Below are 16,969 nucleotides of genomic sequence, written 5' to 3'. Positions count from 1 at the left end.
ACCAGGGCGCCGTTCAGGGAGTGGTCTCTACCGGGCGGGTGGGGTCCTGGGAGTACTGGGACCAGCTGCCCACATAGAGCCTGCCCGAACCCAGCCCGAGATGTTCGGCCACCAGCAGGTTGTGGCAGGCGGTGATGCCCGACCCACAGTAGGAGACCATGGCCTTGGCATCCGCCACCCCTGCGGCGCGGAAGGCCTCGCGCAACCGGGCGGCGGGCAGCAGGGTTTTGTCCGCGCCCAGGTGCTGGCGGCAGGGCAGGCTGCGGGCTCCGGGGATGTGCCCGGCCCGCGGGTCCACCGGGTCCGGGTGGTGACCGTCGTAGCGTTCCCGGGGCCGGGCATCGACGGTGACGACCCCCGGGTCCAGGGCGTCCTCCACCGTGGCCAGCGACTGGGTCGGCCACGGGACAGGGCTGAACCGCGCCCGGTCCGGGATAGTCCGGGTGCGCTCCAGCGGCCCGCCCCAGGCGTCGAGGCCACCGTCGAGCAGGGCGGCCCGGTGACCGGTGGACCGGAGCATCCACACCAGGCGGGCGGCAATCACCCCGCCGGCGTCGTCGTAGGCCACCACGACGGTGTCGTCACCGATGCCGGCGGCCGCCATGCCCTCGGCGAAGACCTCCGGGGCTGGCAGCGGATGACGGCCGCCCTCAGCGCTGGGCGGCCCGGAGAGCCAGTGCTCCACATCGATGAACACCGCCCCCGGCAGGTGCCCCGCCCGGTACGCGGCGTAGGAGTCACGCCCATCCAGGTAGTAACGAGCATCAGCGAGCACTACCTCCGAACGGTGTTCCCCCAGCCACGTGGGACTGACAAACGGATCCAGGAAGTGCTGGAAATCGAGGTCTGACATGGCATCTCACATCTCAAGACGGGCATCTCTCAGAGTGGAACTTTAGACAGGGTCTATCTCCAGCGACGAGAACCGTTCAGGTGCTGAGACAGACGGCGCCAAAGTCCTTCGCTCGGCAGATTCGTGCTACGCCAACGTCTCATATCCTCGATGCCTCAAACCCTAGGGATGCGTGACAATAGGCCGCTATAGGCGCCTGAACGCCGACGCAATGGCAAGCATCCCGTTACCTTCTTCACTGCTTCCCTACCCTGCTGGACAAACGGGCCACCAAAATGGCAAGGAGGAAGGTCGCGCAATCAGCATCGGGAACTGGTACAGCAGGACAGATCCACGGTGGGCAGTAGTTGATCAACTATCAGACACCTACGACAGGTCCCCGGTGAGCACGAGGCTCGTCGGTCTTCTATAGGCTCTTGGGCTGTGGCATCCAAATTCTTTAAATTGGCCGATCGGCGATACTTCGTGCTAGCGCTTGAGTCCTCGTTGTCCCATGGCGGCTTGAGCTCGTACGAATCGCGCCTTGGTCTCGACACAGAGGACGGCGACACCAAGAAGGGTCGCGCCCTGCGCATCGTGCGTCACATTTTTGAGTCCATCGAGGAGAGCGATGCGGCGATACTCGACATGCTCGATCACCTCTACGTGGAGTCCACTTCGAGCATCCATTTGGATCGAGACGAGACGTACAAGCTGCTCCAGGCAGAGGTGCTGCGTCCTCGCGGAGTGGAGTTGACAGACGATGGCTTTGTCCTTGACGGAGCCCCAAAGTCCTTCATATCTGCCGTTCCCCCAGCGAATACCCAGTGGCCCAAACCCAGCAGTGGATCTAACAACTCAGGTATTGGGTTTACATTCCCCGGTGTCGGCGACTCAGGGACGCCCATCAATTCATCGGCTCCGCGGTCAGGCCTTAGCGGTTTTGGCGCGCCTTCCACTATGAGTGCTGCTTCGACACCAACCACTTTCACAACCCTAGGAAGGTCAGTCGCCATGACAGCTGAGAAAAAGAACAACCTTGTCTTCGTCGTTCATGGTCGCGACCGGCGACCTGTCGAAGCCGTTGAGCAGTTTCTCCAATTCTCGGGTCTCAAGATGTTGAGCTGGACGGAAGCGGTCAACCTCACGAGAGAATCTCAACCGCACACCTTCGACATCGTGAAGGCGGGCATGGATGCTGCCGCTGCAATCATTGTGATCTTTTCTCCTGACGATCAGGCGCGCCTCAACCCTGCCCTCACCAACGGAGTTGCGCAGGAAGAGCCCAAAGGGCAACCTAGGCAAAATGTTCTCCTGGAAGCCGGCATGGCCTTCGCCTACGCACGGAACCGGACTATTTTTATTCAGTCGGAACCCATTCGTCCGATCTCGGACATAGAGGGATTCAATTGGGTAAAATTAGATGGCAAATGGGACAGCCGCAAAGACCTTTTGAATCGTTTGAATCACGCGGGAGCGTTTATTCAACTGCACGACGAAAACCTCACCCACCGTCTCGCTGGTGACTTTAAAGTTTCTTGATAGATTTGGGGTACAAGATGTCCATCTGGATGTGCACGCCACACAGCATCACGATGTGCACTGCAACAATTGGAGAGGTGCGCATGCACCTACCAAATCCGATTATCAAAACTTATGGGTTTGAATTATGGTGACCCGCGATGAGGTCGCCGACCTCTTGCAGAACTCCCCCGCTGCTCCCGGTACCCCGTTCGGTGAACCCGGCGTCAGGTCACTTCCTCGCCAGACTCACGGACGGGTCATCGGCACGTTCACTCGTCTGAAGGCCGAACACAGCAGGTGAACTCATCTGAGCTAATTCAAATGTTCGCGAGGTTCAGGTTGTCATCGGCTGAAATAGGCGAACGGGGAGCCACTCGCCGCAACCGTAGACTGGCCTCACACCATCACTGGCCATCGTTGTGTCGCCCCCATCGGCAAAACTGGCCTGCTCGCAGGGGAGATCTTGTATGACCACCATGTCCGGGCTGGACTTCGTCGCTGTCGACTTCGAAACAGCCAACGGGAAACGAGAGTCAGCATGTGCGGTGGGCGTGGCAATCGTGCGCAATGGCGAGGTGGTCTCCTCGGACTCATGGCTCATCAAGCCTCCGGCCTCGGCCAGCTGGTTCAACAAGACCAACACGGCCATTCACGGCATCACCAAGGAAGACTGCATGGCCGAGGGCATCCCGTGGCCTGAGACTGCGCGGCGACTGGGCACGGTGTGCTCCGACCTTCCCGTTATCGCGCACAATGCCTCCTTCGACCGCTCCGTCTGGGAAGCCGCCAATCGGGCATCCGACGTCACTGCATCCCTGCCGACCTTCCACTGCACCCTCCAGCTCTCCCGCGGCCACTTGGACCTGGTGAACTACAAACTCCCCACCGTGGTCCGTGAGCTCGGCCTCGACGACTTTCCGCACCACCAGGCCGAGGCCGACGCCGTGGCGGCCGCGCAGGTCACGATCGAGCTGGCGCGCCGCACGGGCGCCTCTACCGTGGAGCAGCTCTGGGAGCGTGCTCCGCGCCGGTCGACGACCGGGTCCTCGGCAGCGCGGCCAGCGAGCACGCGGCGCGTTCCCGAATCGGTGTTCCGTACGCACATCGACCGGCCGACCGCCGGCCCGTCCCTGGCCGACCCGCTGATCCCCACACCGACGTCCCTGGAAGGGGAGGTCATCGTCATCACCGGGGAACTAACCTTCGGCGACCGCGAGACCGTCGAGGAACGGCTGCGCGAAGCGGGAGCAATCGTTGCGAAGAGCACGACCAAGAAGGTGACCTGCCTGGTCATCGCCGCAGGCGCCGACGTGCGGAACCCACCCCTTACCGGCGCCACCACCAAGGAAAAGAAGGCTGTCGAGCGCCTCCAGGAAGGACAACGCATCGCAGTGATCGGCGAGCCCGAGCTCCGGGAGCTGTTGGACCGCGCTGAGTCTGGAGTGTCCACCACGGGGGACATCGCCCCGTCGAGGGCGCTGGATGAGGTCATCCTCGCCGACGACGCAGCGACTGACCAGGCATCCGAGAAGGCGATCTCTGAGTCGATGACTGCTCCTGCGGAAAGTCGTCTGATCTCCTCCGAGACACCGGAGACGGCTGCTCCGCCGAAGGAGCCGGTCAAGGTGCCAGCATCCACCGACCAGGAGCGATCCCCCGCCCGATCCGCGATATCTCACCCCGTGAAGCCCATGCAGTACCAGGAGTCCACGTACACCGCAGGGCTTGCCCACTCCATGCACTCCCCGAAGTACCCCGTATCCTCCTCGGCAACCGTCCCGTCGCTTGCCGCGCAGCAGATGCCGTCACAGTCCGCAAGACCCGAAAGACGGTGGATGTTCCACGTAGTGATGTGGTCGACCATCCTTTTCCTGACCGTGGGCATGCTCATCGCTGGCATCCTTCTGAGCCTGGTGGGCGTCCCGGAGAGTACCTGGGCCGCTGTCGTCGGGATCTCCTGGCTTGTCGCTCCAGTGGTGTTTCTCGTCTGGCTGGTGATGACGATTGCCCGGGCCGTGCGCGTCCGCCGATAGCGCGTCGGCCCCCACGGGGTGCTGCCGGCCTCCTTCAACCTCAGCGGGCAGTCGTGCGAGCTCACGCTCAAGGCCACCGGGGTGACCGCCTGGACACCCCAGGCACTACGTGCCGGAGAGACCACCGTGCTGGAGATCCACGCCGAGGCCGCAGCCGCCGGCTGGCGCCTCACCGGGGCCGCTCAGGCCCCGTTCCTGCCCGGCATCCTGGTCGTCACCCTGGCCCGCACCGGGGACCGGACGGGGCACTGGGCCTGAACAGGCCTCGCCATTGCCTCTCCCCCGCATCGACCACGGCCCCGTCCATGCCCCGGGGTCGCTGCTGCTGCAGGTGACGGGCTGAGTACCCGATGGACCCCGGGGACACGAGAGACAGCAGGGGCACTACACAAAGTGGGCCGTTGCGGGGATTCCCGCGTTGACCAGACACACTAGCGGTAGGACAGCGCACCCCCCACTTCCCCGTCTCGCGCTGCCCCCCTCTTCCCTGGAGGAACCCCGTGCCCGCTTCCCCCTGCCCCCACCACCTCGCCACCCTGCCCGGCCCGCCGCTGCCCGGGAGCCGGCGATGATGTACCTTCCCGTGCTGATGGGCCTGGCCGGGACCATGGTCCTGGTGGCCGGCGTGCTGATCGTGGCCAGCCGCCGGCACCGCGCCGCGGTGGCCCTCGGGGTGGTGCTGGTGCTAGGCGGGGTGACGGTCGCAGCCCCCACCGTGGTCTCCCAGACCGCCCACCACGTGGTGGTGGCCACCACCACGGCCGTCTCCGGACTCACCGGCGGAGTTCCACCGGCCCAGGCCGAGCTCGTGGCCACCGACACCACCCCCTGACCCAGCCCTCCCCCACACCCCCATGAGCCGCGCTGCGGCCAGAGCGCCCCAGCTGGTCCGGTTCTGGGGCAAGAGCCAAGGCGTCCGCGGTCATGTGGTGACGCACAGGGCACCGGTGCGCGGCGGTCCTGTGCGAGCCGCACCCGTTCTGCCAGGGTGGGGCATGCACGGGAATGACGTGCACGAGCCCCCCGGCTCTCGGGGTGGCCCGGTGGTTCGCAACAGCAGAAGTAGGTACTTCAGTGATGACGACTGGTGTGGTCAAGTGGTTCAAAGCCGACAAGGGTTTCGGCTTCATCGCCCCCGAGGACGGCTCCGCGGACGTGTTCGCGCACTTCTCCGCGATCAACTCCGCAGGCTTCCGCTCCCTGGAGGAGAACCAGCGGGTGCAGTTCGACGTCGAACAGGGACCGAAGGGCCTGCAGGCGGCGAACATCACCGTCATCTCCTGACAAGACCTCATGGATTTCCCATTGGAATCCGCGGTGACCTGGTTCTGATACTGCGCCACCGTTGAAGGGAATCGCCACCCAGCCCGAAGGTTGGGTGGCGATGTCCTTGCCACGGTCGTCCGCCCGCCGCGATTCCCCCGCCTTCTACGCTCCCGGGGAAGCGTGCCGGCACCGGTCTCCCGATGCGGAACTTCCCCTGACAAGCAGCAATAAATTGAATAGACACACTACATTTACGTTACTTACGGGATGCACTGCAGGCGCTAATTACACCAATTCGACCGGTCAGCGGGTGGGTTTGTTGGGCAGCCGTTTCGGGGCGACCGGCAGGCTCCCGCCGTTACGCACCCTCGCCTCCTCGATGGCGATGCGCAGGGCCTCGGCAGCCAACTGGCTCACCGACTGCATCCGCCCGGCCCGCCGGTCGATGCCGGTGGTCTCCTCCATCCTCGCGATGGTGTCCACGGGCAGGATGAAGGCGCGGTTGACTCCGCGCTTGCCCTCCTCGGGATCTGGGTGAGCCTCGGCCAGCTTCGCCCGGTCGGCAGAGGTGCGGCCGGCGTGGGTGTCCAGGGCGGTGGCGATCCAGCGGGCGAAGCTGGTGGGCGGGCTGGTGAGGGTGTCCAGGTCGGCCACGTAGGCGGACTTCGCCCCTTCCAGGGTGGCCTGGCGCAGGTACAGGCCCAGGCGTGCGGTGCCGGCCGGCAGGGTCTGGGGCCGGCGAGCAGGCCCGTCCCGCTCGGTGATGGCCGGCTCCGCGGCTGCCTGGGGCACGGCGGGCTGCGCGGTGCCCTGCTCCCCCACCGCCGATGCGTCCCCTTCGGGTGTCGCGGTGGACTGCTGGCTCACCTCAGCGGTGGGCTTGGCGGCCGGTGCGATGACCGGCTCGACAGTGGGCGCCTCGACAGGGCGGGTGATGGCGGCCTTATTGCGGTCTTTGAGGGATCGGCGGGCGGGCATCAGATACGAGCTCCTGTGCTGGCGGCGATGATCGGGGACACGGCTTCCCTGTAGTCGGCGGCCACCTTGGAGGACGGGTCATAGACGGACACCGGCATACCGGCCGTGTAGGCATCGCGCACGGACACCGCCTCACGCACCGGAGTAGTGACCTTGCCCGGGTGCATCTGCTCAAGCATCTCCACCACCTCCTTGTCCAGGGTCCGGCGCCCGTCGTAGCGGGTGGGCACCACCCAGGAAACCGCCAGCCCGGGACGGGCCCGGCGAGCCAGCCGGGCCTCGATGACATCGGAGAGCCTCGTGAGCTGGTCCAAGGCCTCGACCTCACAGGCCACCGCCGCCACCACCACATCAGCTGCGGCCAACCCGGACAGGGTCAGCCCAGACAGTGCCGGCGGGGTGTCAATAACCACATCGTCGAAACGCTCCGCCACCGTGGGCAGGTGATCACGCAGTGCAGTCACCAGATCCGGGACCTGATGGGTGTCCATGTCGGCCAGGTCATGGGTGCCGGCCAGCACGTGCACACCGGGAACGGTCGGACTCGGCACTGCGGCCTCGGCAGCAGTGGCCTCCCCAGTGAGCACCTCAGCGGCCACCGCAGGGACCTCGCTGTCCTCGGTCAGCCCGAGTCGGGTGGTGAGGTTTCCCTGCTGATCAAGATCGATGGCCAACACTCGACGCCCAGCCGCGGCCAGGGCGGCTGCGATCTCAGCAGCCGTTGTGGTCTTGGTGGAGCCGCCCTTGGACAAGGCGACGGTGTAGACGGTCATACGTGGGTGCCCCTTTCGGTGGTACCGGCAGTCCGGAGGTGTCCAAACTGTTGCGTGTATTCAATCTATCGCAATTGACTACTTTGGTGCGTCACTGTCGACCCTTGCGTCTCGTGCTTATGGGGTGTGCATGCCACTTGGTCAATGCCATCCGTCCCGTCTTCTAGGGGTTGGCACGCCGACGCAGTGTGCGCGCACCGGCCACGCTAAGGCCCTCCACTGGCCCCGAAGGCACCCGACTGAGGTCGGCCGAACGCTTCTCCCCTCCGCCTTCCATCGCACTGGGAGGGGAGTGCCTGCGCCGGACAGTAGGGGACCCAGTCCAGAAGAATGGGATATGGCAGGCTATTGCGCTTATACAATTTAGTTTGTATATTCAATCTATTTAATCCATTGGATGGAGGCTAGTGCCGAGGGGGTGAAGTCCTTCAGCGGTTGTTGGGGTGGGACCATGAGTTATGGCGAATCATCCTGCGGCCCCGCTGCTGTTACGCCAGGACGATCGGGAGGAGCTCACCCGGCTGGCTCGATCGACTTCGGTAAGGGCCGGTCTGGCGCAGCGGGCTCGGATCGTGCTGCTGGCCGCCGAGGGCATCTCGAACACCGCGATTGCTGAGAAGGTGGGAACCACCCGGAACACGGTGATCGCGTGGCGGGCTCGCTACGAGCAGGCCGGGATCGAGGGGCTGGCCGATGCCGATCGGTCGGGCTGGCCGCGGCGGATCGACCACCGGGCGATCGTGGCCGCCACCCTGAGACCGCCGCCGAAAAAACTCGGGGTCACGCATTGGTCCTCGCGCCTGCTGGCGGGGCGGCTGGGGCTTGATCACACCACGGTGGCCAAGGCCTGGCGGGAGTACGGGGTGGCCCCGTGGCGGGAGGGAACGTTCCAGTTCTCCACCGACCCCGAGCTCGTGGCGAAGGTCGTCGACGTGGTCGGGCTCTACCTGGCTCCACCGGCCAACGCGGTTGTGCTGTGCGTGGATGAGAAGTCCCAGATCCAGGCCCTGGAGCGCACGGCACCTTCTCTGCCGATGCAGCCGGGGAAGCCGGCGGTACGCACCCACGACTATGTGCGGCACGGGACCTCGACGCTGTTCGCTGCACTGGAGATCGCCACCGGCCACGTCAGGCCCGCCTGCAAACCGAGACACCGGCGCCAGGAGTTTCTGGCGTTTCTCAAGCAGGTCGCCCGGGCCTACCCGGAGGTGGAGCTGCACCTGGTGATGGACAACTACGCCACCCACAAGACCCCTGAGGTGAAGGAGTGGCTGGCGGCCAATCCACGGTTCCAGGTGCACTTCACGCCGACGTCGGCATCCTGGCTGAACCTCGTGGAGGTGTGGTTCTCCATCATCGAACGCCAAGCCCTGCACCGTACCGACGTCGCCTCCGTCGCCGATCTCAATAAGAAGCTCCGCGCCTTCGTCACCGGCTGGAACGACCGCTGCCACCCGTTCGTGTGGACCAAGAGCAGCACCGAGATCCTCAAGAAAGCCAACCGCCAAATGACTTCAAAGACGGGCCACTAGAATCTTTGATTACCACCTTCCACCATGAAGCCGTCAGTGCGGAGAGGCCGCGAGGCCCTCTCCACCCCGCCACCCGAGTCCGCACCCACGCATCGCAAAAACCCCAGACCGCACTGCGGGTCCGAGGGGCTTTATGTAGTTGCGGGGACAGGACTTGAACTTGCGACCTCTGGTTTATGGACTCAGCGAGCTACCGAACTGCCCAACTGGCGGCGACCGCATGACCCTATGCCCCTTCAGGCAGGCGCAGTTCACGCTCGATTGTCCGGCGGAACGCGAAGGCGCGCAGCGACGATGTCTCCAGGTACGCCCTATCCGCAACCCCAGAAGCCGGCACACTTTCATCAGTACATCCAGTACATCTATTCAATACAACTGTCTTTTACTATGGATTGAATAGATGAGCTAAATACACCAAAGGTACGATCGGTGCGATGACCGTGGGAGACATGGAGACTAGTCCCGTCCTGCGAATCACTAAGCGCCCCTGATGGAGCGGCGGGTGGAACGGGCCCACGGAGCCTAAGATCCAGCCATGAGCACCCCTGCGCAGACCCACCGGGTGCCGGCTACCCCGGCTGCTTCCAGAACCGGCATGGAGCTCAACGATTGGGCCTTTGTCGCCTCGACCCTGGCAGCCGCCGCGTTGCTGCTGTGGCTTACCAATCAGGCCGTTCACGTGGCTCTCACCCACGGAGGCCCGCAGTACGTCTGCGCGACGCGGAAGATGCCGGACAGCGCGCGAGCCCTCGGGGCAAGCGACCTGGGGCCCATCGCGGGAGAGAGCACGTTCTTCCCGCCGACGTTCGTCTGCAGCTACCCCCACCAGAACGGAGTGCAGCCGTGGATCGTCGTCGACATGTACCCGGCGGGACCGTGGATCTTCTGGAGCGCCCTGGTCATGCTCGTCCTAACCACGGTCCTCGCCCTTGTTCTCCGCCGTCGGGCGCGGTCGTGAACATCCGCCCCGACACGAGCGGGAAGCCCCTTGCGCAACTGGAGCGGCCGTCACGGGCACCAGCGGTAGCCATAGGGAGGGCCGCTGATTCACAGGACAAACCCCAGGAACGCTCGAGCACAGGAACGCCGAGTCCCACCCTGACGGAATTCTCGGCCAGTGGAGGCCAGCGCGTCCCATCCAATGCTTATCGCAACTTAGTTGCTTATATTCAATGCATTCACTAAGGCACCTCTGATGTATCCAGCACGCTTCTCCCATGTGAAGGGTCTGGCCGGCCTAGCGCTGCGGATTCCATCTTCCATGTCGGCCCTACGATCACCGCGCTTGCACCATGCCCCTCTGCCGCGCCGGGGCGGAGGGAACAGCGTGGCCGTTTTTGCCCGCTGCACGTGATGGCGCGATTGAATAGACGATATATAGAAACAACCCGTGCTCTCATCTGGGCTCCAGGGATGGAATGAGGCGACAGTTAGAGTGCCCTACTTACGGTGTTGCCTGAGCTTACGTAGAGGTGGCTTCCGTTTCTCCTTGGCAAGCGTTTCGGAGGCCCCTCGGGGCCAAGGAAACGTGCGGCAGCCCCTCCTGTGTCGTGGGTCAGCTAACGGTGCGCAGCTCCGCCCAGTCGGTCGTGTACCGGGGCGACAGGTCAGCTTGCCGGTTTCGCCAGGGGGCGGGGGAGCGGGCGCCGAGCCAACCCAAGGCGAGGCTGCCGGTGCCGAAGCGGGCGTTCACCGCATCGATGAGCTCCCCGATCGGGGCCGGCTGCTCCAGCACTCCGGGCAACAGTGGTACGGCGCCGTCAGGGGCAAGATCCAGGCAGAGGATGCCGGCGCGCATGTAGGACATGCCGTGCAGCAGCTTGGGCACCAGGGCGGCGCGGGCCGCAGCCACCAGAGGCCCAGGCTCATGGGTGGGCACGGCCAGGCGTACGTGGGCGGAGACATTGTGGGTGGGTCCTGGCCGGTGGGGTGAGGTGGTGGCGAACACGGTGAAACGCCCGGCTACCTCTCCCTCGTTGCGCAGGCGGCGGGAGGCGGAGGGCCCCGGCACCGGCACCGATCATCAGGGATTACTGGACATCAGCGTCGGGGTGGGGGTGATCTTCGCCTCCAAGGTGTCTGTGAGCGTTGAGATCGGCCACGTTGGCACCGTGACCGCAACCGTCACGAACACTCTGCTGGTGAATATAGCTACCGCTGGGGCGGCACCTCGGGATCGGTCACCATGTGAGAACCACCGTGGACCAGAGGCCCGGGAGAGGTCCTGGCGATTACCGTGCACCGGGGTGGGGGGCGAAGGTCTGCCAGACCCACCGGGCGATCTTGGCGGTCTCGACACCCAGCTCCTCAGCGCCCATGGGTCCGAAGGTGGTGGCGGTGTCCGAGGCGGCCACCGCCGCGGCGGCGTCGGCATTGGCCTGGGCGTAGAAGATGTGTGCCGCCCCTAGGAACTGCTCCCAGTTCCCGCACCGGCCCACCAGGGGGTAGAGACCAGGCCACAGCCGGGAGGCCTGGAACGGCTCCCGGGGGATCGCGGTGAGCACCGCACGACGCGGATCATTCCCGGCCTCCACTGCCCAGGTGGCCTCCCGTGCCACCAGCCCGGCGACCGTTGCCGCGTAGCGGTTGCCTTCCGCGCCGACCATCCCGTGCCGGGACAGCACCGCCCGCACCTGCCAGTGCACCCAGGCCTGGGCAGCGCGGTGGCCGGTGACCTCCTCCCAGGTGTCCATGCCGGCATCGGTGCCCAGGCTGAAGGCCCGACGCAGTCGGGAAGAGACATGCGCCGGGACCAGTCCCGCCCCGTCCCTGACACAGGCCAGCACCGTAGGAGCAGGAGCGGTTGAGCTCATTATCAGTGTTCCGATCCTCGCAGCGACTGACACCCACCACCCGGCCCGGCCGGAGCCAACAACCACCAGAATCACGTCCGCAAAGCCCGCGGTGGTGGTGCCCAGTATCCCCACAGGGCCCTTCCCGGGGCCACCTATTACTCACCAGGGTTTCAAGCGTCCTTTCGGGGCACACCGGCGGGGGCAAAGGAGCCTGCTGCGGGGAGGCAGAACCGGGACGATGCGCCAGCGGTCCCGGCCACGCACCCCGGCACGGCCCACCTCGTGCAACATTGCCCACGGGTGTGTCCCCCGTTCCCGCTACGTCCATGCTGATGCGCAGAGAAGGCGGCGGGGCGGGAATGGAGCCGGCATCACCCCCGAGGGCCGTCGTTCGCCTCGGGCTGGTGGCACCGGGCGGACAACGGTGTTCCTCTGGTGCTCACGCCACCGGTCGCCCCAGGGATGAGGCGGGGGATGGAGCGTACTGAGGGGCGTTCCATCCCCGGTCTGGCCTCCTTTCCGGAGCCCCTCACCACCACCGGGCACACCAACCGCCCTCCAGCCGGCGGCCACGACTCCAGCCGGTACCGGGCCGTACCACCGCCGCCTACCGGAGGCCGATCGGGGCCTCGGCGAGCATCGACCCACCCCGGGCGAGACAGCACAGGGGCCGGGCGTAGCCCGGCCCTGGTGCGAGGGTGAGTGGTTCCCTCCCGCCCAGCGTCCCCCACGCAGGTGCCTCAAGCCAAGGGATGACCCACCATGACCGCCGGCCCACCCCGGCACGCGATGATGACCGGACAGCACCGGTGCGAGGATCCAAGTGGCAACCGCCCACCCCGGGCCGTGGCTCAGCCCGTTCAGCGGTTGCGCTACCGTTTCGGGAAGGGAGCGTCGTACAACGCCAGCCGCCAGCTGCCGTCGTAGTGGTCCAGGGCGGCGGCCTTCACCCCACCGGCATCGACCCAACCCACCCGGTCTCCCTCGACCTCCAGCCGGTAGCCGCACTGGGCGGCCACCCATCGGGCCTCCTCCAGGGCCTGGGTTCTGGAGGCCGGCCACCACCGCTCACGGCTGGCCGTCGCCGCCCCCGTCACTGCGGCCCCCACCACAACAGCCAGCAATCCCCACAGCGGGGACAGGTAGGCATTGCTGAACAAGGGGACAGCACAGACCATCGCCGCCGTCATGACCACCACCGGGTGGTTCCACCACCGCGGGGCAGGGCTCGCCGGGATGGGCGCCACCGCATCGAAGACCCGCACCGAAGCCGAAGGCATCCGGGTCCGGCTGCGGTCACCGAGGAACTGGCTCACCCGCACGGATTCTCCCTCCTGGAACACACCCACACCCCCGCAACGGCAACGCCCCCCACAGCCGCAGCGACCAGGTGCGCTGCGCGCTGGCCCACGGCGCCTGAAAAAGCCGTGGGGCCGCCGGGACACGTCCATCGGGGAATGCATCTAACAGTAGGCTTACCGTACTCGTGGGCGCTGCTTTTGCCTACCCCTGCCACGCCAAGGCCGGGACCGGGGTCGGCGCCACACCGGGGAGACCGGTCGCAGGCCGTGGCCGAAGGCATGAGGGTTGAGACGGTCAGCGATCGTGCGGCCGGGCCGGTGATCCCCGGATTCAGCCAGCGGCCAGGGCGGCCGGGTCCACCGGCCCCGCATCCGGCAGCACCCGCTGAAGTGCCGGGGTGCCGGCCTCGGCGGTGAACTCCTCGAAACCGGCCGGCACGGTGATCTGCACGGTGTGCAGCGGCTCCTGTGGGGCGACGAGGAAGGTGTGGGCTGACCCGACGGGGAGGAACACGACGTCCGGGGGCCCGGCATCGAAGACGGTGCCGTCGCAGGCGAAGCGCGCCCGCCCGGACACGATGTAGAAGACCTCGTCCTCTTCCAGGTGACGGTGCACCGGAGGGGCGAACCCGGGCGGGTTCACGAAGTCGAGGATGGTGAGCTTGGCCCGGGTGCGGGCCCCGTTGACCTTGACGGTCACCAGGCTGCCGAGGAACCAGAACGGGGTTCCCTCTCCGGCCGTGAGCACATACCCACCGGCGGTGGTCGACGAGCTCTCTGGTGATGGGGTGTCGGTTGGTGAGGAATCGGTCATGACGTTCCCGCTCTCTCGGGCACATCGGGGGATGCGGTTGCCCGAGTGGACGTGCCGGCACCACCATGACGGAAGGAGCCCGCAAGGCCCTGGCCGTCCGAACGCGCAGGCCGGCCACGGGAGACGAGGGCGTGAGCACACCAACCCCTGCCCCCAGGTCTTCAGCTGCCAGGACAGCCCGTGGACAGCGGGGATCATCTGGGGGCATCCAGGAGCCGTGCCGCCAAGAACATCACCGCAATCAGCACCCAAGGGGCACGTTTGCCCGTCCGGAGCTCCGTTTGATGGTGCAGGCACCGATAGGCCGGGAGGCTTCAGCGGCCACCGGGGCGTAGCGAGCGGTTCTCGGTGCCCTGGGGTGTGTTGGTGGATGCGGCGTGCAGGATCGTTAGTCTCGGCCTATGAACGCCACCGGTCCGGCCACACCGGCAACGGTTCCACCGCGCAGCACCCCACGGTGGGTGATGCTTGTGGCCGCCTTGGCGGTGGCCACGATCCTGGCCGGGGCGCTGACGGTAGTGTTCAATCCGCCCGAGGCCACGTTCGGTTGGTTCGCCTACGCCCCGCTCAACGGCGAGACGTTCTCGGGCATGATCATCTTGAACCGGACGGCCGCCGCGGGCTGGGCCGCGGTCGCCGCCGGGGCTGTCCTGTTGGCCTTTTGCGCCGGCTGGCTGTTGGGCCGGCGCCACTCCACCCGCCGGTAGCCACCCCCACGACCCACCGCGACTACCGTCCTGACCCGCCCAGGCCTGCGGGTGCGTCAGGACGGTGCCGTACCGGGGAACTGCGTCGCTGTCTGCTGAGGCCAGTTCTGCGACGTGGAGGACGAACGCGGTAGGGCCTGGTGATAACCGGCCCAAAGGAGCCGGTAACAGGCGATGTCGGGATGTGACGGTCTTACTGAACGGCGCCGCTCCAGCCCACCTCGGGGCATCGGACCGCCCATGGGGGTAAGGTCCTCCCATCCCGGGGTATCCCACGATCGCCCCAGGGGCACGAGGTCACCTAAAACCGACAGGCGCGCGAACTCCACACGCTCTTGCATGCTCGAGGCAGCACCAAGGATGTGTTCGGAACGGTACACCCCAGTAGCGGCAGGCACCGGGACGGTCGAGGAAGGCGACCAGATCCTCGACCAGCGACCGGAGCACTTCGGCAATAACCACCCTACGCTGAGGGCTGCCAGGTCCGTGGATGCCCGCCGACAAGCCTCGGTCCACGCAGCATCCACTCGGAAAGGACCGGCGTTGCCCGAGGACATCGAAGCGCCTCTGCGTGATGGTGACACCCGATCCACCTTGAACAGAGCAGAGACAGGGCAAGGGCCAGGCGCAGTCTGGCCCTTGCCCGAGGGTGGGTGTCGGCCACCGCGGTGACGCTCACCGAAGCAGCCCTGGGCGTGTACTGCCTCGGTGAAACATGGGGTGACCTGGGCCTCGGCACCCCCGGCAGGGACCACGGTGAACTTGAATGGCGATATGGAAGCTTCAGGAAACGGCACCGAGGATTTGCGGCAAGGGTGTGGCGACAACGTGTCTCGGCGCCGTCTGACGACGCGGTTTTCCCGGTGGCGCCAGGAGCACCCCACCAGCCTCTTCACCGCCTCGGCGCTGGCGATAGCAGTGCTCTCGGTGTTCGCCGTGGCCCTGTGGTTTGGGCTAGCGCGAGTGCTGGTCGACAAGCCTCCGTGGGAACTGGGCGACTCCGAGACGACCGAGTTCTCCGTCATGCGGATGGTGCTGTTCATCCTCGCCGGGGCGGTCGGTGTCATCGGCGTCGTTGTGGCCTACCGTCGCCAGCACAGCGCTGAACAAGGCCGGTTTCTGGAACGGTTGGCCGATGCCTCGCGGTTGCTCGGGGACCCGAACCCCACTGTCCAGGCTGCCGGAATTTATGCCTTGGCCGGGCTGGCGGACACCGAGGGGCGAGACCGGCGACAGCAGTGCGTTGACGTGCTCTGCGCCTACATCCGCTTGCCCTACGCCCCTGCTCCGACAGGTCACGAGCCAGAGGCGTTGGAGAGCATCAAACGCAAGCGGACCATGCAAATTGAAACCGGTGAGGTCGAGGAAGAGCGCACCCTCTTCCGTCCGCACGACCGGCACACCAGGGAAACCATCATCAGCGCCATCACCCAGCACCTGCGCAAGGACGCGAAGGTCAGCTGGTCCGACCTGAAGCTGGACTTCACCCATGCTGTCTTTGACTACGGCGACTTCAGCCAAGCTGTCTTTACCGGTCACGCCGGCTTTCTAGGCGCTCGGTTCGTCGGGGGCACCGTCGACTTCCGGGGCGCCACGTTCTCCGGCGGCACCCTCGACTTCCGGGGCGCCACGTTCTCCGGCGGCACCGTCGACTTCCAGGGCGCCACGTTCTCCGGCGGCACCGTCGATTTCACGTGTGCCCAGTTCTCCGGTGGCACCGTCGACTTCGGGAGTGCCGAGTTCTCCGGCGGCACCGTCCAATTCCAGGGCGCCACGTTCTCCGGCGGCGCCGTCTACTTCGTGTCCGCGACGTTCTCCGGTGGCACCGTTGAGTTCCGGGGTGGCACTATCTTCCCGGGCGCCACGTTCTCCAGCTCCGGCGGCACCATCCAATTCCCGGGCGCCACGTTCTCCGGCGGCATCGTCCACTTCGGGGGCGCCCGATTCTTCAGTGGCACCGTCAGCTTCGAAGGTGTCCTATTTGACGGCAGCACCGTCAGCTTCAAAGGTGCTCGATTCGACGGCAGCACCGTCGACTTCACGAGCGCCACCTTCTCTGGCGGCACCGTCGAATTTTTGGGTCCCGGGTTCTCCGGCGGCACCGTCGACTTCACGGCAGCCACATTCTCCGGCGGCACCGTCGACATCATGTGGGTCGGGTTCTACGGCGGCACCGTCGACTTCCAGTCTCCCAGGGACTGGAGTACTCCGCCCAAGGTGCCGTGGGGCGATGGGGACGAGCCGCCTACTGGTGTGATGCCCCGGATGTGGCCGCCGGAGCACTAGCTGTACTGCCCAGGGTGGTTGGTTGAGGTGCGGCGACTTATCTGCGCTGGTTGATGCATGAGGAGGGCCTCCTGCGTTGGAGTGGAAGTGTCTAGGTTCCGCATCCGACGAGGAGGCCCTCGATGTCC

Annotated in this window: 16 protein-coding genes; 9 read left to right on the top strand and 7 right to left on the bottom strand. The window is 66.0% G+C overall.

Going from position 1 to position 16,969, the window contains the following annotated elements; all coding sequences use genetic code 11:
• Positions 1-13: 13 nt before the first annotated feature.
• Complete coding sequence (locus tag M3185_RS13600) at positions 14-853, bottom strand: sulfurtransferase (protein WP_251334221.1); 840 nt, start codon at positions 851-853, stop codon at positions 14-16.
• Between the two features lie 501 nt (positions 854-1,354).
• Between M3185_RS13600 and M3185_RS13595 the strand changes: the two genes are divergently transcribed.
• From M3185_RS13595 to M3185_RS13575, 5 genes are all read left to right on the top strand, one after another.
• Positions 1,355-2,374: a TIR domain-containing protein gene (locus M3185_RS13595; protein WP_251334220.1), complete on the top strand. Its 1,020-nt coding sequence runs from the start codon at positions 1,355-1,357 to the stop codon at positions 2,372-2,374.
• 449 nt (positions 2,375-2,823) lie between these two features.
• Positions 2,824-4,389 (top strand): exonuclease domain-containing protein, encoded by a 1,566-nt coding sequence (locus M3185_RS13590; RefSeq protein ID WP_251334219.1) that lies wholly within the window; start codon positions 2,824-2,826, stop codon positions 4,387-4,389.
• A gap of 18 nt (positions 4,390-4,407) precedes the next feature.
• Complete coding sequence (locus M3185_RS13585; protein ID WP_251334218.1) at positions 4,408-4,647, top strand: hypothetical protein; 240 nt, start codon at positions 4,408-4,410, stop codon at positions 4,645-4,647.
• A 310-nt stretch (positions 4,648-4,957) separates the two neighbouring features.
• Complete coding sequence (locus tag M3185_RS13580) at positions 4,958-5,221, top strand: hypothetical protein (protein ID WP_251334217.1); 264 nt, start codon at positions 4,958-4,960, stop codon at positions 5,219-5,221.
• Between the two features lie 245 nt (positions 5,222-5,466).
• Complete coding sequence (locus M3185_RS13575; protein WP_251334216.1) at positions 5,467-5,673, top strand: cold-shock protein; 207 nt, start codon at positions 5,467-5,469, stop codon at positions 5,671-5,673.
• Positions 5,674-5,958: 285 nt separating this feature from the next.
• On the opposite strand, the gene M3185_RS13570 is transcribed toward M3185_RS13575, so the two are convergent.
• Entirely contained in the window at positions 5,959-6,633 is a 675-nt protein-coding gene (locus M3185_RS13570) for a hypothetical protein (protein ID WP_251334215.1), read from the bottom strand.
• Positions 6,633-7,406 (bottom strand): ParA family protein, encoded by a 774-nt coding sequence (locus tag M3185_RS13565; protein WP_251334214.1) that lies wholly within the window; start codon positions 7,404-7,406, stop codon positions 6,633-6,635. Before M3185_RS13565 ends, M3185_RS13570 begins: the two co-directional genes overlap by 1 nt.
• Positions 7,407-7,864: 458 nt before the next feature.
• On the opposite strand from M3185_RS13565, the gene M3185_RS13560 reads away from it, so the two are divergent.
• On the top strand, positions 7,865-8,938 hold the full coding sequence (locus M3185_RS13560; protein ID WP_251334213.1) for an IS630 family transposase: 1,074 nt from the start codon (positions 7,865-7,867) through the stop codon (positions 8,936-8,938).
• 535 nt (positions 8,939-9,473) lie between these two features.
• Positions 9,474-9,896, top strand: a complete 423-nt coding sequence (locus M3185_RS13555) for a hypothetical protein (protein WP_251334212.1) — start codon at positions 9,474-9,476, stop codon at positions 9,894-9,896.
• Positions 9,897-10,493: 597 nt separating this feature from the next.
• Here M3185_RS13555 and M3185_RS13550 read toward each other — a convergent pair.
• From M3185_RS13550 to M3185_RS13535, 4 genes are all read right to left on the bottom strand, one after another.
• Positions 10,494-10,949: a DUF4113 domain-containing protein gene (locus M3185_RS13550; protein WP_374238517.1), complete on the bottom strand. Its 456-nt coding sequence runs from the start codon at positions 10,947-10,949 to the stop codon at positions 10,494-10,496.
• Between the two features lie 220 nt (positions 10,950-11,169).
• Entirely contained in the window at positions 11,170-11,631 is a 462-nt protein-coding gene (locus M3185_RS13545) for a hypothetical protein (protein WP_251334210.1), read from the bottom strand.
• Positions 11,632-12,605: 974 nt separating this feature from the next.
• Positions 12,606-13,049: a hypothetical protein gene (locus tag M3185_RS13540; RefSeq protein ID WP_251334209.1), complete on the bottom strand. Its 444-nt coding sequence runs from the start codon at positions 13,047-13,049 to the stop codon at positions 12,606-12,608.
• A gap of 316 nt (positions 13,050-13,365) precedes the next feature.
• Positions 13,366-13,848 (bottom strand): cupin domain-containing protein, encoded by a 483-nt coding sequence (locus M3185_RS13535; protein ID WP_251334208.1) that lies wholly within the window; start codon positions 13,846-13,848, stop codon positions 13,366-13,368.
• 461 nt (positions 13,849-14,309) lie between these two features.
• On the opposite strand from M3185_RS13535, the gene M3185_RS13530 reads away from it, so the two are divergent.
• The gene (locus M3185_RS13530) at positions 14,310-14,555 is read left to right on the top strand and encodes a hypothetical protein (protein ID WP_251334207.1); all 246 of its coding nucleotides are present in this window, start codon (positions 14,310-14,312) and stop codon (positions 14,553-14,555) included.
• A 774-nt stretch (positions 14,556-15,329) separates the two neighbouring features.
• Positions 15,330-16,841, top strand: coding sequence for a pentapeptide repeat-containing protein (locus M3185_RS13525; RefSeq protein WP_251334206.1), 1,512 nt, complete (start codon positions 15,330-15,332; stop codon positions 16,839-16,841).
• Positions 16,842-16,969 lie beyond the last annotated feature (128 nt).

The sequence above is a fragment of the Kocuria rosea genome (genome assembly GCF_023715525.1).
Lineage (GTDB): Bacteria > Actinomycetota > Actinomycetes > Actinomycetales > Micrococcaceae > Kocuria > Kocuria rosea_A.
This window is presented reverse-complemented; position numbering and strand designations above follow the sequence as displayed.

Bases quoted from the DNA above. Each gene is read 5' to 3' on its own strand.
- M3185_RS13600 (WP_251334221.1), bottom strand. From the start codon at position 853: ATGTCAGACCTCGATTTCCAGCACTTCCTGGATCCGTTTGTCAGTCCC.
- M3185_RS13545 (WP_251334210.1), bottom strand. From the start codon at position 11,631: ATGGACACCTGGGAGGAGGTCACCGGCCACCGCGCTGCCCAGGCCTGG.
- M3185_RS13555 (WP_251334212.1), top strand. From the start codon at position 9,474: ATGAGCACCCCTGCGCAGACCCACCGGGTGCCGGCTACCCCGGCTGCT.
- M3185_RS13525 (WP_251334206.1), top strand. From the start codon at position 15,330: ATGGAAGCTTCAGGAAACGGCACCGAGGATTTGCGGCAAGGGTGTGGC.
- M3185_RS13580 (WP_251334217.1), top strand. From the start codon at position 4,958: ATGATGTACCTTCCCGTGCTGATGGGCCTGGCCGGGACCATGGTCCTG.
- M3185_RS13575 (WP_251334216.1), top strand. From the start codon at position 5,467: ATGACGACTGGTGTGGTCAAGTGGTTCAAAGCCGACAAGGGTTTCGGC.
- M3185_RS13535 (WP_251334208.1), bottom strand. From the start codon at position 13,848: ATGACCGATTCCTCACCAACCGACACCCCATCACCAGAGAGCTCGTCG.
- M3185_RS13565 (WP_251334214.1), bottom strand. From the start codon at position 7,406: ATGACCGTCTACACCGTCGCCTTGTCCAAGGGCGGCTCCACCAAGACC.
- M3185_RS13570 (WP_251334215.1), bottom strand. From the start codon at position 6,633: ATGCCCGCCCGCCGATCCCTCAAAGACCGCAATAAGGCCGCCATCACC.
- M3185_RS13560 (WP_251334213.1), top strand. From the start codon at position 7,865: ATGGCGAATCATCCTGCGGCCCCGCTGCTGTTACGCCAGGACGATCGG.
- M3185_RS13590 (WP_251334219.1), top strand. From the start codon at position 2,824: ATGACCACCATGTCCGGGCTGGACTTCGTCGCTGTCGACTTCGAAACA.